The organism is Rheinheimera metallidurans (assembly GCF_036983985.1).
In the GTDB taxonomy this organism is placed as follows: domain Bacteria; phylum Pseudomonadota; class Gammaproteobacteria; order Enterobacterales; family Alteromonadaceae; genus Alishewanella; species Alishewanella metallidurans.
Genome location: NZ_JALAHQ010000002.1, coordinates 526,657 through 541,775, shown reverse-complemented (window position 1 = coordinate 541,775; position 15,119 = coordinate 526,657). Strand labels below are relative to the sequence as shown.

General features: G+C 43.6%; 14 protein-coding genes. 9 read left to right on the top strand and 5 right to left on the bottom strand.

What is annotated here, in order from left to right:
* The first annotated feature begins 22 nt into the window (after window positions 1-22).
* Entirely contained in the window at window positions 23-1,288 is a 1,266-nt protein-coding gene (locus MN199_RS07895; protein ID WP_335739001.1) for an Nramp family divalent metal transporter, read from the top strand.
* Between the two features lie 64 nt (window positions 1,289-1,352).
* Here the strand turns inward: MN199_RS07895 and MN199_RS07890 are convergent, their stop codons facing one another.
* Window positions 1,353-1,715: a DUF3718 domain-containing protein gene (locus MN199_RS07890; protein ID WP_335739000.1), complete on the bottom strand. Its 363-nt coding sequence runs from the start codon at window positions 1,713-1,715 to the stop codon at window positions 1,353-1,355.
* Between the two features lie 200 nt (window positions 1,716-1,915).
* On the opposite strand from MN199_RS07890, the gene paeA reads away from it, so the two are divergent.
* Complete coding sequence (gene paeA, locus MN199_RS07885) at window positions 1,916-3,223, top strand: polyamine export protein PaeA (protein ID WP_418338080.1); 1,308 nt, start codon at window positions 1,916-1,918, stop codon at window positions 3,221-3,223.
* A gap of 23 nt (window positions 3,224-3,246) precedes the next feature.
* Here paeA and MN199_RS07880 read toward each other — a convergent pair whose 3' ends face one another.
* On the bottom strand, window positions 3,247-3,843 hold the full coding sequence (locus MN199_RS07880; RefSeq protein WP_335738999.1) for a DUF5610 domain-containing protein: 597 nt from the start codon (window positions 3,841-3,843) through the stop codon (window positions 3,247-3,249).
* Window positions 3,844-3,976: 133 nt separating this feature from the next.
* On the opposite strand from MN199_RS07880, the gene MN199_RS07875 reads away from it, so the two are divergent.
* Window positions 3,977-5,167, top strand: a complete 1,191-nt coding sequence (locus MN199_RS07875; protein WP_335738998.1) for an MFS transporter — start codon at window positions 3,977-3,979, stop codon at window positions 5,165-5,167.
* Here MN199_RS07875 and MN199_RS07870 read toward each other — a convergent pair.
* Window positions 5,120-5,881, bottom strand: a complete 762-nt coding sequence (locus MN199_RS07870) for a pseudouridine synthase (RefSeq protein WP_132584099.1) — start codon at window positions 5,879-5,881, stop codon at window positions 5,120-5,122. The genes MN199_RS07875 and MN199_RS07870 overlap by 48 nt on opposite strands.
* A gap of 148 nt (window positions 5,882-6,029) precedes the next feature.
* Here MN199_RS07870 and MN199_RS07865 point away from each other — a divergent pair, with 148 nt between their 5' ends.
* Entirely contained in the window at window positions 6,030-6,368 is a 339-nt protein-coding gene (locus MN199_RS07865; RefSeq protein ID WP_132584097.1) for a tRNA-binding protein, read from the top strand.
* 62 nt (window positions 6,369-6,430) lie between these two features.
* Entirely contained in the window at window positions 6,431-6,679 is a 249-nt protein-coding gene (locus tag MN199_RS07860; protein ID WP_132584095.1) for a DUF3297 family protein, read from the top strand.
* An 84-nt stretch (window positions 6,680-6,763) separates the two neighbouring features.
* Here MN199_RS07860 and cls read toward each other — a convergent pair whose 3' ends face one another.
* On the bottom strand, window positions 6,764-8,197 hold the full coding sequence (gene cls, locus MN199_RS07855; protein WP_335738997.1) for a cardiolipin synthase: 1,434 nt from the start codon (window positions 8,195-8,197) through the stop codon (window positions 6,764-6,766).
* Between the two features lie 527 nt (window positions 8,198-8,724).
* On the opposite strand from cls, the gene MN199_RS07850 reads away from it, so the two are divergent.
* The 4 genes from MN199_RS07850 to MN199_RS07835 all read left to right on the top strand — a co-directional run bounded on the left by MN199_RS07850 (window position 8,725) and on the right by MN199_RS07835 (window position 12,872).
* Complete coding sequence (locus MN199_RS07850) at window positions 8,725-9,870, top strand: serine hydrolase domain-containing protein (protein WP_335738996.1); 1,146 nt, start codon at window positions 8,725-8,727, stop codon at window positions 9,868-9,870.
* Window positions 9,871-9,879: 9 nt separating this feature from the next.
* Window positions 9,880-10,434, top strand: coding sequence for an NADPH-dependent FMN reductase (locus MN199_RS07845; protein WP_335738995.1), 555 nt, complete (start codon window positions 9,880-9,882; stop codon window positions 10,432-10,434).
* Between the two features lie 92 nt (window positions 10,435-10,526).
* Window positions 10,527-12,581, top strand: coding sequence for an amidohydrolase family protein (locus MN199_RS07840; RefSeq protein ID WP_335738994.1), 2,055 nt, complete (start codon window positions 10,527-10,529; stop codon window positions 12,579-12,581).
* 81 nt (window positions 12,582-12,662) lie between these two features.
* Window positions 12,663-12,872: a hypothetical protein gene (locus MN199_RS07835; RefSeq protein ID WP_132584085.1), complete on the top strand. Its 210-nt coding sequence runs from the start codon at window positions 12,663-12,665 to the stop codon at window positions 12,870-12,872.
* A gap of 74 nt (window positions 12,873-12,946) precedes the next feature.
* On the opposite strand, the gene MN199_RS07830 is transcribed toward MN199_RS07835, so the two are convergent.
* The gene (locus tag MN199_RS07830) at window positions 12,947-14,977 is read right to left on the bottom strand and encodes a TonB-dependent copper receptor (protein WP_335738993.1); all 2,031 of its coding nucleotides are present in this window, start codon (window positions 14,975-14,977) and stop codon (window positions 12,947-12,949) included.
* Between the last annotated feature and the right edge of the window lie 142 nt (window positions 14,978-15,119).

Here is a 15,119-nt window from a genome sequence, read left to right as displayed (position 1 = left end):
CTATCTTTGTCAGTTATTATCTATGTCAACAGTTGCAACGCATAAGAAGACCTTGTTTGGCCCAGCGACCTTAGTTACCGCGGCATTTATCGGCCCAGGCACAGTGATTACCGCGTCATTAGCAGGTGCTAATTACGGTTATGCTTTAGTTTGGGCACTGTTGTTTTCGGTATTTGCGACTATGGTGTTGCAAGAAATGGCGGCAAGGTTAGGTATTGTTACAGGCAGAGGCTTGGGTGAGAATTTACGTGAGCTGGTGCAGCAACCTTTGTTGCGTTGGCCACTACTATTGTTAGTGGTGGTGGCCATTGTTGTGGGCAATGCGGCTTATCAAGGCGGTAATATTAGTGGGGCAGCATTAGGTGCAGAAGCGCTATTTGCTGATAATAGCGTTATTTATACATGGGGCATTGCTACCGGCGTTAATCTTTGGGCACTATTGCTTGGCGCGCTAGCCGCATTGATCTTGTGGTTCGGCCAGTACAAGTTAATAGAACGCAGCCTTATCATCTTAGTGCTACTAATGAGTTTGGCCTTTATTGGTACTATGGTGTTAACTCAGCCAAATTTGCTTGCCTTGTTACAAGGTGCGCTTTGGCCAACTATGCCAGATGGTGCGGTATTAACGGTGGTGGCCTTAGTTGGTACCACTGTTGTGCCATATTCGCTATTTTTACACGCTGCTGCAGCTGCACAAAAATGGCCGCGGCACGGCATAGACACTAAGGAAGCTTTGCATGCCGCACGACAAGATATCGCCATCGCCATTCCTTTAGGCGGTTTAATTTCTATTGCTATTGTCTCAACGGCTGCCTCCGCTTTTTTTGGTAGTAAATTGCAATTAGATAATGTCGCGCAATTAGCGCAGGCACTAACGCCGTTATTTGGTAGCGCGGCAACCTGGTGTTTAGCATTAGGGTTAATGGCGGCGGGTTTATCATCGGCGATTACTGCACCTTTGGCTGCCGCCTATGCGTTAGCGGGCATCTTAGGTAAACCGCTAAATTTAAAGCAGCCGGTATTTCGACTTACGTGGTTATTTATCATTATTTGCGGCGTAGTGTTGTCATCTTTGGGAATTAAACCGGTAAGCATTATTTGGTTTGCGCAGGTTGCAAACGGTATTTTATTACCCATAATTTGTCTGTGTTTATTGTTAGCGATGAACCATGCGGTGTTAGGACAATATAAAAATAACCGCAAGCAAAATATATTGGGCTTGCTGGTGCTGTTGGTAAGTTTACTATTGAGTTGGCGAAGCCTTGCGTTAGCCTTTGCCTTATTATAATCGGCGCTCACAGTACAATGCTATTAAGCAAAGCAGCACAAACGCTGCTTTGCTTGTTAATAAATCACTCGCCAATACGTGTACTTATTTCGTTTACCAGTGGTGACGTGGCAAAGTTGTTTTCGTTAGCCCATTTTGCGTAATCAAGCTCGGCAAGAGTTTTCGACGGCATTTGCTTTACAATAAAGGTGCCGGTTTCGTAAGCATCATTACGGATCGCAAATTGCAGCATGTTTTCGTTGTTACAAAATACACTACCAAAAACAGTTCTGACGTTTATTTTATTATCTGCTAATAGCTTTCGGAGTTGATTACGGTTGTCTTCTTTAATATAGCTACACATTGTGCCTGCTAACTGATCATTAGCATGAAGTTGAAACGCTGAGCTTAAAAGTAACGCGGCAATACCAAGTACAACTTTCTTCATAAATACCTCCAGGGAATATATTATGGCAAGCAAATTTGTTATTTGCCGACAAAGTATAGACAGACTTTAGGGCGCAAGCTTGGTGTTACACAAAATTCTGTTTGAATATTTTCAGTAAGTTAGCAAGATTATGCCAGAACAACGCTATAATAGCGCAGTAGTTCAGTTTATGGTGCTGACTCGTTGTTACAGGAGTGAACATGTCCACGCTAGAGTATATGCTGCTAATCATTTTATTGGTTGCAAGCAGTGCGTTTTTTTCCGTGTCGGAAATCGCGCTCGCCGCATCGCGTAAAATGCGCTTACGCCTAATGGCTACCGAGGGTAATGTGGACGCTGAAAAGGTATTAGCGCTGCAAGAACACCCAGGTAACTTTTTTACTATTGTGCAAATTGGTTTAAATGCGGTAGCTATTTTGGGCGGTATTTTAGGTGAGTCGGCATTCACGCCATACTTTAGTCACTTATTATCATTATTTTTTAGCGGCAGTTGGGTGCCTAAAGCCGGTTTCGCTTTATCAGTATTTTTTGTTACCTCATTATTTATTTTATTTGCTGACTTAATGCCAAAACGTTTGGCGATGATTTCACCTGAAAAAATTGCCGTGCGTGTTGTTACACCAATGTTGTTTTTAATTACCGTACTTAAGCCTTTTGTCTGGTTATTTAACGGCTTAGCCAACCTGTTTTTTAGCTTATTTAAAGTGCCAACGATGCGTAAAGATGATATTACGCCAGATGATATTATTGCCATGATGGAAGCTGGCGCGCAGGCTGGTGTATTACAAGAGCATGAGCATCAGTTACTAGAAAATGTATTTGATATGGAATCTCGCACCGTAACCTCAGCAATGACAGCGCGTGAAAGCCTTATTTATTTTACCGCTGATGAAACGCAAGAAGGTATTAAAGCTAAGCTTGCCGAGCATCCACATGCAAAGTTTTTAGTGGTAGAAGGCGTACTGGATAAAGTGGTTGGTTATATTGATACCCGAGATATTTTAATGCAGGTATTGCATGACCAACCTATATCGCTAAAAAAAGAAGGTATAGTTCGAGCACCGTTAATTATTCCTGATACCTTGTCACTATACGAAGTGCTAGAGCATTTTAAATCGGCTGGTGTTGATTTTGCCATCATTATGAATGAGTACGCGTTGGTGGTGGGTATTATTACGCTAAAAGACGTAATGAGTATTGTGATGGGTGAGCTGGTAAATTCAGAGGAAGACCAGATTGTTGCTCGTGATGAAAACTCTTGGCTAGTAGAAGGGCTTACACCGTTACAAGATGTAATGCGTGTACTCGATATAGACGGTTTTCCTAATTCAGAAAACTATGAAACCATTGCTGGTTTTATGATGTTTACTTTGCGTAAAATACCCAAACGTACCGACTTTGTGTTACATGCCGATTATAAATTTGAAGTAGTGGATATCGACAGCTACAAGATAGATCAGCTGTTAGTAACCCGCATTGCACCAATTGAAACTAGCGATAAAGCCTAAATAACATAGCAGCCGTAAGGCTGCTATTGCGTATTATCCGCAGCAGCCTTTTCGGGATTGGTCGCCAGTTCTAGCATTTTTTCGCGAAAACTGGTTAAGCCTTTCATCACTAAGCCATAAGTTTTATCTACACCCGTTTCCACTTCACCTTCGTATACTTGTAAACCTTTAAGGATATTTTTAGCATCGGCAAAGCCTTTTTCAATGCCACCACCAATAACCTTTAAAAAGTTATCAAGGTTTTCTTCTTCCGATTTATTGGGGTTTTGCTCTTTATAGCGGCTATAAAAACCAGTGGCAAAGGCAACAATGCGATCTGCTGTCGCTTCTGGTGAAGTATCTATACCCGAGTCGTAAATTTTTTGTGCAGCATTTGCACCCATAACAGGTTCAAGCTCTGCGTTAATACCATCTAGTGCGGTTTTATATAATAAACTTAACGAATCGTTATTACTGCGCAATGATACCTGTTCATTAGCGCGCATAATGGCGATGTTTTGCGCTTGCTTAGCTTGCGCCGCTTGATTTTTAATTTCTTGATTTTCTTCGGGTTTAACCGGCGCAGTGCTGGGTTTTGCTGCGTTTGTAATCGACGTATTACCACCTGATGTGATAGCCATAATATGCTCCTAAAATTTTACCTTAGTATAGTGCTTATCAGGTTATCGGTAGCAACTAATAAAACTTTAATTTTTATATTTATAAACTAATAGCCTTTATACTAGGCGTTATTTCTTTAATAGGTTTAATGCTGTGATTGAGTACAAAAGTGCGATGTTTTATCGCAGTACCTTTGCCTTGTGCTTAGCCGCCGTAGTGGTGTTTGCTAATTTGCATTTAATGCAGCCATTGCTGCCTGAATTAAGCCGTAAATTTGGCTTAAGCCTGTTACAAACCTCTTGGGCTTATACCATTAGTACGTTGTTTTTGGGCTTGTCGTTATTAGTTTACGCTGCTTTATCCGATGCTTGGGGCCGAAAAAAACTGCTGTTAATCACGTTAGTGGGTATGACCTTAAGTACATTGGCATTAACGCAGGTAAATAGCTTTGCCGCACTATTATTTTGGCGGGCGATACAGGGGATATTTTTAGGTGGCCTACCAGCTATTGCCATTGCCTACATGGGTGAAGAGTATACTAAACCGGCATTAGTGGCAGCCGTTGGTTTTTATATTAGTGCTAGCTCGTTAGGCGGTATTAGCGGCCGGTTAATGGCTGGCGCGCTGGCTGATATTGGCCATTGGCAGTGGGTGTTTTGGCCGGTTACTGCGCTTGGTATTTTAAGTTGTTTTCTGGTTTGGCGAACCTTGCCGCCAGCACGACGTTTTGTGGCAAGCTCATTTAACGCACGCCACGCAATAGCCGATAACTGGTATCACTTACGCCAGCCTTTATTGCTGTTAACTTATCTTATTGGTGGACTTAGCTTTTTTATTTTTTTAAATCAATATACCTATATTGCTTTTGTGTTGTCAGAAGCGCCTTATTATTTATCCAGCTTTTGGATTGGTCTGCTATTTGTCACCTACTTTACCGGCACAATAGGCTCTGCCATCTCAGGTAAAGTTGCGGTTAAAGTGCCGGTGCCGCTGGGTATGGCCTTGGGTATTGTTATTCTTATGCTTGGCACTTTGATAACCTTAAGTACTAGCTTGTTTGGTATTGTGCTCGGTTTTTTTATCAATGCGTTTGGCTTTTTCTTAACCCATTCATTGGCTAGCAGTTGGGTAAACCAATGTGCCACACGCGCTAAAGCCAGCGCCAGTGCGTTGTATTTGGTGTTTTATTATCTGGGGGCCAGTACCGGCAGCTTATATTTGCAGCCGTTTTGGCAATGGTTACACTGGCCTGGCATCGTAGTTGGCGCGCTATTAATGTATAGCGTTACCTTGCTGTTATGTCTTTGGTTGTGGCAACAGGCTAAGCGCTTGCAGCTGAGTTAATTCAGCCACGCTAAGCTCACGCAGTTCACCGGCGGCCAAATTGCCTAGTTGTAAGTTATGTAGACTAAGGCGCTGCAATGCAGTAACCCGATAGCCTAGTGTTTTACACATGTAGCGAATTTGCCGATGCAGGCCTTGAGTTAGCGTGATATTAAACTGCCGCGTAGTAGTTTGTTGCACCAGACACGGGCGAGAATAATACTGCGTTTCGCCCAATCGCCAGCTAACGCCATTAGCCATTTTTTGTATAAATTCTGCGTTAATATCTTTATCGACATCAACCTGATAGGTTTTTTCATGGTAGTAATCCGGATGCATTAGGCGTTGGCTTAACTCGCCGTCATTGGTAAGTAATAATAAACCACTAGAGTCTTTATCTAACCGGCCGACGGCGAATAAACGTTGCGGCAAGGTTTTTAGTAACTGATATAAACTGGCTGGATCGCTAGGACGGTTATTACAGTCAATACCAATTGGCTTGTGGTATAGCAAGTATTGGTGCTCGGCTTGTGCGGGTAACGCTTTTCCGGCAATGGTAATAGTATCGGCGTTACCTACCAAATCGGTATGCTTGCCCAGCTGACCATTACAGCTAACGCTGCCCTCGCTAATTAAACGCTCGGCCGCACGGCGCGAGCAATAACCGCTTTGTGCAATCCATTTTGCTAAACGTTGTGTTGTTACCCTAGGTGTCAAAGTGTAAGCCTTATACATTTAAAACGCCGATACTAACCGATTACCAGCAGTTATGTCAGCGCAGCTACTTATATAGCGATAACAATACACCATTGAATTAGTGATAAATATTAGTTAGCTTGGCTAGATGTAAAATTATAACTGGATTAGGAGGCCTTACTAGCAGATGCATTATATTGAGTGGGGCGACTTTCAGAAAGTTGATATCCGTGTCGGTACTATAGTTGCCGTGGAAGATTTTCCAGAAGCCCGCCGCCCGGCATATAAATTACAGATAGATTTTGGCCCAGAGCTGGGTATTAAAAAATCTAGCGCGCAAATAACAGAGCTATATACCAAAGAATCGCTTTTAGGTAAGCAGGTATTGGCTGTAGTAAATTTTAAACCTAAACAAATTGGCCCAATGATGTCAGAGTGTTTAGTTACCGGATTACATCGTGCTGACGGTTCGGTGGTGCTATCGACGGTTGATCTGAATTTACCCAATGGCGCGAGGTTAGCCTAGCTTATTGAGCGATTGGCCTATATTGTCTACAATAGCGCACTTTTATTTATTATAGGTTAAACATGAACGATACTAAATCTCTACCGGCGCTACCCGATCGCCTTTCTAGCAACCCACGCAGCCCGCATTATGTCGCTGAGGTTTTCGAACATAGCATTGGTATTCGCCTTAACGGTAAAGAACGTTTTGATATTGAAGAATATTGCATCAGCGAAGGCTGGGTAAAAGCAGCGTCACCAAAAGCGTTAGACCGTCGTGGTCAACCGTTATTAATGACCCTAAAAGGCACAGTTGAAGCTTTTTACAGTTAATTAATGGCGAAGCCTATAAGTTACTGAGCCAACATAATCAAAAGCCACTTAACTGTTTTATGGCATTTTACTTTAATTGGGTTGCTATAGAATAGGCCCAATAGTGGCAATAATGTTATTCCAGATGCGCCGCGAATAGCGCCATTTAAGCACGGTATTTAGTTCAACCAACTCAGAATCGGTAATATAACTTTGCTGCCGATCGCGAATTGCCGTGGTAATTGTACTGTCTTGTAGCAAAATATTGTTTTCGTAATTTAGATCAAAGCTGCGCAGGTCAAGATTTGACGAGCCAATTAAGCTAACACAATTATCAATAGTCAGCGTTTTTGCATGTAACAAGCCGGCGTTGAACTCATAGATAATACACCCAGCATCGAGCAGTTGATGGTAGTAACTACGACTGGCGGCTGAGACAATCCAGCTGTCGTTCGCTTTGGGATAAATTAATGTAACCCGAACGCCACGATGTGACGCCGCGCATAAAGAATCTAGTAACGTTGCGTCAGGCACAAAGTAGGGTGTAGAAATAGTAAGTTGGGTTTCTGCACTGGCAATCAAATTAGCAAACAGTTGAGGTGTTGCAGCTCGACGTTCAGTAGGGCCAACGCCCATGACCTGTGCGGGAAATCCAGCTGCGGTAGCAGTGGCATTGAGTTTAAATGCGTCTAATGGCTCACCGGTAGCTTGGATCCAATCGCTGGCAAATAATAACTGGTTTTGCGCGACAACAGGCCCTTCAAAACGCAACATAATATCAACCCAGGGTGCGTATTTGGCTTTGGGTAAAAATTCTGGATCAGCTGAATTTCTGCTACCACAATAAGTAATACGAGCGTCAATAACGGTAATTTTACGATGGTTGCGTAAATCAAACCGGCTAAGTAGCAGCGTGCTAATAATATTTCTAAACGACAAAGCAACCGCAAGCTTAACCCCAGCAGCATGCATATCTTGCCAAAGTGTTGAACGAATTAGGCGGCGAGAGCCAAGGCCATCAGCCATTGCTCGGCAAGTTAAACCGCGCTGTGCCGCACGGATAAGCGCTTGCGCAATTGCTCGCCCAGTAGTGTCATTAAGCCAGATATAAAATAGCACGTGCACATGATCTGTGGCGGCATCAATATCGGCAATTAACCGCGTTATGGTGGCATTATCATCTGCCATCAGTTCTGCTGTATTGCCGGGTACAGTATAAAAACCATTAATTGACCCCGCATAGCGAAACCCGGGTCTATATAAGGGTTCAATTAAGTTTTCGACACTGGCTTTTTCGCCCATAAACTCGGCAGCGTTAGCTTTTATATCGGCAAAAATCTGCTTATGGCGTTTAATGGCTCGGTGGCCAATATCAATTTCGCCAAACAGAAAATATATCACTACACCAAAATAAGGCATTACGTTTAACACAATAAACCACGCCAAGCGGCCCGGTGGTGATAAATCATCACGTAGTAAAATTCGCGTGGTAAAGCTTAAAACTAAAAGCAAATGCAGGGTAACAACAACTGTCGTCAATTTTCTCTATCCATCTTCGTTGCCGCTAGCTTGGCATATTGATTAGGCATTGATTCTATAGAATAAATACAAACAAGCTATAGTGATATTCCAAAGCAGAATTCGAGTACTATCCGTAACAGCTGAAATTTATACTAATAGCTGAGATAATCGATCAAGATGCTGATTTAAAATAGCGTGAGGATAAGGCAAATTTAATGATGGCGAATAATATTATTAATGCTACAAAAAATAAAAGCCATCAACACATTGCGATGGCTATGCTACGTTTAATTGCCTAGAACATTTTTTGAGGATTTCTTGGACTCTTTCGCCGCTTTTTTCTCTTTTGCTGTTAAAAGTGGTTTCTTTTTAACGTCTTTCTTACTGTCTTTGCCTTTGCTCATGATATTTCCCTCTTTAATCTAAAGCAAACTGAGCCAACTTAATGGCTGTAGCTACGTCATAACCTTTTCAACCCGACAACTTGGTGTATGACGATTTCAGTATGCCTCTAGAGATGAGTAATAGATAGGAGTGGATTACATTTGGCTGCACAAATAGCACAAATCTTGCGCACGCAATGTGAACTCATGCTGCAAAGCAATAAGCGGCTGCCAGGTGTTACTGTGTCAGTTGCTATGCCAGATGGCATGCTGGCAAGCGCTGCCGCGGGGTACGCCGATAGGCAATTACAACGACCTATGACAATTTCTGCAAAAATGCCTGCGGGCAGTATTGGTAAAACCTTTGTTGCTGCGGTGGTGCTTAGCATGGTTGCTGATGGCATCTTAGTATTAGATGCGCCGATTGCACCATGGTTTGCTAATACCAACTGGTTTTGTCGGCTACCAAATTATAAAACCATAACCTTACGGCATTTGCTTAATCACAGTAGTGGCCTTATCGACCATGTTTTTGACACTGGCATCAGCTTTACAAATTTTATTAAACAAAAATTAGTAGATGAAATGCTACATCAACCCATTGCAGCCGAAGAACTAATACAATTTGCGCTGGATCGCCCGCCATTGTTTTTAGCCGGTATGGGCTTTCATTACAGCGATACAGGCTATGTGTTGATAGGTATGCTAATTGAACGCGCAAGCTCAGCTAGCTATTACGCCACGTTATCGCAGCGCTTGCTTAAACCACGCCACCTAGCTGACACCTTGGCATTTGACTGCATTGACATACCCCGTTTAGTTCAAGGCTATGCGCAGCAGAGTCGACGCTTATTCGGGATCCCCAAACGCATGCTTGAGCATGGGCAGCTGGTGCTGCATCCCTCGTTGGAATGGACAGGTGGCGGCATAGTTAGTACTACGGCAGATTTGGTGCGCTGGGCCAAAGCGTTGTTTGAGGGCTCGGTGCTTACACCCGTTTTATTAACACAGATGCTGACATCCATAGCGCGCCCCAAGCCGTTAGCCGATGACACCGGTTGCATGTTAGGCTACGGTTTAGGTGTTAACATCGTAAAGTCAGCGTTTGGCACCTGTTATCGGCATGATGGTTTTTTTCCTGGATATAATAGTGTGTTAGCGTATTTCCCAGATAAGAAAATTGCCATTGCCATGCAAGTAAATACAGACAATGTCAGTATGGAGGCGTATTTTAAAGCTTTAATTACGGCAGTATTTTATCACCTAGAACAGCACGAAAATTGTGATTCCATCATTGATAACATCTAAGGACAACAGATGAAAATATTAGGTATAAGTGGCAGCTTAAGAGCAGGTTCTTTTAATACGGCTTTATTAAAGGTCGCTGCTGAATTAGCGCAAAAAGCCGGTGTAAAATTCGAGATATACGATATTTCTGACATTCCATTTTATAATTCTGATCTGGATGCTGATAATAAGCCTGACGCTGTAGTCAAATTTAATGCTGCGATTAAAAACGCTGATGGCCTACTATTTTCAACGCCAGAATATAACTACAGTATTCCTGGGGTACTTAAAAACGCGATTGATTGGGCGTCACGGCCGGGTTTTAATGCCGCACTAACCAAGAAACCTTGCGGTATAGTCAGTGCGTCAATGAGCTCGCTAGGTGGTGCTAGAGCGCAAATTCACTTACGAGATATCTTGTTTGGCACTTTATCACCGGTATATTTGGCGCCTGAATTTTTACTCGCGTCGGCACATAAAGCATTTGATGAAAACGGTAAACTAGCTGATCAAAAAACTGCAGAATTTCTCGATAAATATATACAAGGCTATGTTGGTTGGCTTAACACGATAAAAAATAACTAATTATTTTAAATATTTGACTGTGGGCAGCAACTTGGGCTTTAACTATTGGTTTGAGCTGATACCACGATAATCCGCTTTAAAGGAGCTAGGTAATGCGAGTGTTAATATATAGCGCCATGTTTGGCTTACTATTTGGCTGTTCGAAGTCAGTTGAGCAAGCCAACGAGCCTGTAGAGTGTCAGGATAACTATACGGTAATGCTCAATGGCAACACAGTGGGGCATTTAAATGTGACCACTAACCTGATCCCAAGTGGCAGCCAGATAAAGGTCGATTTTGACTATAAGAGTAATGGCCGTGGGCCTGGCTCTCAGGAAAGCCTAACTTTAGATCAACAAGGCGTGCCAACCAATTGGCAAATTAGCGGTAATACTACCTTTGGTAATAGCATTACCGAATACATGCACAGCCTAGGTGAGAAAGCCAGTTGGCAAGATGCCACCGGTTCTGGCGAGAAAACCCTGCACCAAAGCGCATTGTACGTGCCACAAAACAGTAGCCCTTATACCCAATACATCTTAGCTAAAGCGCTAATGCAGACTGAGAATAAGACTATGCCGGCACTGCCAGCTGGGCAGTTATCGCTAGAAAAGTTAGAAAGCCTGAATATAGATACCGATGGTAGTAAACTGAATTTAATGACTTACGCTTTAGCCGGCGCTAACGTAAACCCTGATTATTTAGTGGTTGACAGCAAACAGCAGTTTTTTGCCTTTATAACACCACAATATATTGTTATTAGACAAGGTTTTGAAGCTGAAGAAGCGCAGTTACGTCAGCTTTCAGCAAAATACTCTACCGACAGACTTGAAGCTTTCCAGTCGGAATTTGCTCACCATTATGCTGGTGTAGTACGAATTCGTAATGTGCGTGTATTTGAACCGCAGCAGCTTGTAGTTTCAGAACCGGTGTCGGTGCTGGTAAAAAATGGTCGCATTGAGCGTATTGCTGCACTTGAAGAACCCGCCACAATTGGCGAAACAGAAATTGACGGTGGTGGCGGCACATTAGTGCCTGGGCTTTACGATATGCATGGCCATGTGGGCGATAAAGATGCCTTAATGAATGTGCTGGCAGGGGTAACCTCAATTCGAGATATGGGTAATTCATTGCCGGTGCTGGGCGAGTTAATAGACAAAATTGAAGCTGGCACGTTGGTAGGCCCAAGAATAACTCGTTATGGCATGATTGAGGGTAAAAGCCCGTCTAACAACAACAACGGTATATTGGTAGAAACGCAAGAACAGGCATTGGCTGCAGTAAAAACCTATGCTGAACATGGTTTTCCCGGTATAAAAATATACAACAGTATGAAAGGTGAATGGGTGCCAGCAATGGCAGAACTGGCCAAAACGCTTGATATGCGCGTTTCTGGCCACGTACCTGCGTTTTCTAATGCTAATCAAATGATTGCTGCGGGCTATCACGAATTAACCCATATTAATCAGATCATGCTGGGTTGGGTGCTAAAGCCAGACGAAGATACCCGTACTTTGCTGCGGCTGACCGCGCTTGATCGCTTGCCGCAATTAGATCTTAACAGTGAGCCAGTGCAGCACACATTGCAGTTAATGATAGATAATAATATCGCTCACGAACCGACCATGGCTATTCATGAGCGGTTACTGCTATCACGAAATGGTGAAATGCAAGCTGGGGCAATAGACTATATTGACCACATGCCGCCAGCGGTGCAGCGAAGTGCCAAAGTATCCATGGTTGCAGTGAGTAGTTCGGAACAAGATGTTGCCTATCGCGGTGCCTACGAAAAAATAGTGGCTACGTTAAAAATGATGAAGGATAGGGGCATATTTTTGATACCGGGTACAGACTTGGGCGGTGCCTTTACGTTGCATCGTGAACTAGAGCTTTTTCAACAGTTGGGTTATAGCGCCGCAGAATTACTAAAACTAGGCAGCTATGATATGGCGAACTATTTGGGGCATAGCGACCGAGGTAGTATTGAAGCCGGTAAATTGGCTGACTTCTTTTTAGTGCCGGGTAACCCAACTGAAGATCTTAAAGCCATTAAAACGATTAGCTTAGTTTCGCGCGGTGGCGTGTTTTATTACCCGACAGAGGTTTATCCAAAACTAGGCATTAAACCCTTTACTGATAAGCCGTTAGTGCGTGAGCTTACTCAATAATACGCGTTGAGTGTGTTGTACCTAACTATGTAGCTAAGTACTTTTAATGCCAGTAAATAACGATGTAAGAGATATTTTTCGATGATGGAAAACCAAAATAATGCGCCAACAAAGAATGACGGTTTATCTTATGCTACTGAAAATAATCGGCTGCAAACGGTTGACCCTCTAGCAGAAATTAAAGCCATGCGCTTGGCACAATTGGCGGTATGTCGTTTAAAAGCCGATATTGAAATGCAGGTAATGCAACAGAAAGTGCAAGTGAGTGATAGTGATAAAGGCATTAAGTAGCTGGGTATATAAAAGGCTAGCGTAGCGGTAAATATTGCTATGCTAGCCTTAATTTATAGGTGCTATGGCTAGCTTTACAAGGTTAGTTGTAACTTCAGCCAAAAGGTGCGGCCGGGCTCGTTAACACGTTCGGTTTGAATAAACCCTGGAATACCGCCACCCATACCATTGCCGCCTGCACGGCTAACAAACTCGGCATAATTCTTATCAAATAGGTTGTCGGCACCCGCGCTAAACAGTGTGCTATCGGTTAGTTGCCAGCTAGCATTAAGTGAATAAATAACAAAACCGGCCGCGGCACCTAAGTCTTTGCCAACAATATTACCTTGGTTTAACGTATAACGATTTTGCCTATCGACTACCCGCATTAGCGAGCCTACTGACCAGTTGTCGCGGCTATAACTTAGCCCAGTACGCCATTCTAATGGTGAGATTTGCGGTAGAGGGGTGTTATCACTAGTGTTGGTGGCATGCACATAGGATAGCGCGGTTTCTGCCGTCCATGAGTTACTTAAAGCGTGCGCAATACTTAACTCGGCGCCGTAACTTCTTGTATCAATGTTTTGCACAAAGCCGTTGGCTTTCATCATGTTGCTGTAGTTTACTAAGATAAAATCGTCTACTTGATTATAAAACGCAGATACGGAAAACTCAGTTTTTGCGTTACGGTACATTATGCCGGTATCAAGCTGCGTGGTTTGTTCGGGTTTAATATTAAAGCCACTAATGCTTTGTTCCGCTTCTTTGGCTATTAGCTCCCAGTAATCGGGAAAGCGTTCAGTGTGGCCAATACCAAAGTAAACCAGTGCTGATGTGTTAGCTAGTTTGTGTTCAACACGGGCAAAAGCACTATGCAAATTGTCACTGCGAGTTTGCTGTGCGCTCGGGTTAGGTTTTGCTGCTGTCATACTACTGATAACATCACGCTGATCAGTTGCTTGCCATTGATCTAAGCGATAACCGCCGTGCAGTGAATTACGGCTATCTAGCTGGTAGCTTAATTCGGTAAAAACCCCAAACTGCCGAATGCGGGCGTCATCAATAGTCGCGCTATACACACCTGAGGGTGGAGCATTACGCGAGCTATGGTTGTTAACTTGTTGATCTAACCCCAGTGTTACCTTAAGTTGTTCTAAGGGGGTTAGTTCTGCGCTAATGCGACCGCCATGAGTATCACGGGTAACGTTCGCATAGCCCATCATACCTGCGGTGCGTAGCTGCTGATCGTCCATCACATGGTCAACACTGTTATCAAACACATGAAATTTCAGTTCGTTTAACCAGTTATTAATGTTGCGCTTTTCGCCACGTAAATTAATGCTATCACGTAAAAAAGAGGTACCGTCCATGCTGCGATCAGCATAAGCCGCTTCGCCGTCGCTGCGGGTAAAGGATAACTCTAGTGTATGGTTATCATCTGGCGTCCAGCCAGCACTTGCATTAGCACTGTAGCGTTGATATTGCGAATGCACTTTATTGCCATCGCCAGTACGGTAATTATCGGCTTGAGAATGGCTGCCATTTAATAATAAGTAGCCAGTTTGATTGCCCAAAGTAAGATCGACTAGTTGATCATTACGATTGGCGCTGGCAGCAAGTGCGCTAGCGTGTAGCCGATAACCTGGTTCTGTAAAACGCTCGGTATTGCGCTCAAACACAATAGTCGCCGCCGAGTGCCCAGCACCATAGCGCACCGACTGCGGACCTTTAATAACGGTGACGCTGTCGTGTAATTCAGGGTAAATATAGGCGGTAGGTGTGTCCATTCGCATATTGCAGCCACCAAGAATATTTTCACCATCCACTAAAATACCTAAACGTGAGCCGGCCATACCGCGAAATAAAGGGTCGCCATCAGCGCCGCCTTTGCGTGTTACTGAAAAGCCGGGAATGGTTTTTAAATAATCGGCGCCATCATGTGCGGGTAACGGCTGGCGCGGTTTTTTCGGATCGGTAAGCACAGTAACTGGGCTACTAAGTGCTTGGCCAACCACTAACACGTGCTCTATGTCGGCATTGTCGTTTGCTGAAGAGGTAAGGGCTGTAGCGGTTTGGGCATTAAAGGCGGCGAATAAAGCAAGAGTAAGCATTGAATACTGTGTCATGGGCAGGCTCCGGATTTTAACAACCTGCTTAGTGTAAGAAAATTATAGGCTTATGCCGATGCGACACTTTGTCGCATTGCCGCTAATCGCTGATACGACTAATCTGCAGGGGCTGGAGATGACATTACCGCTGCGATGGTTT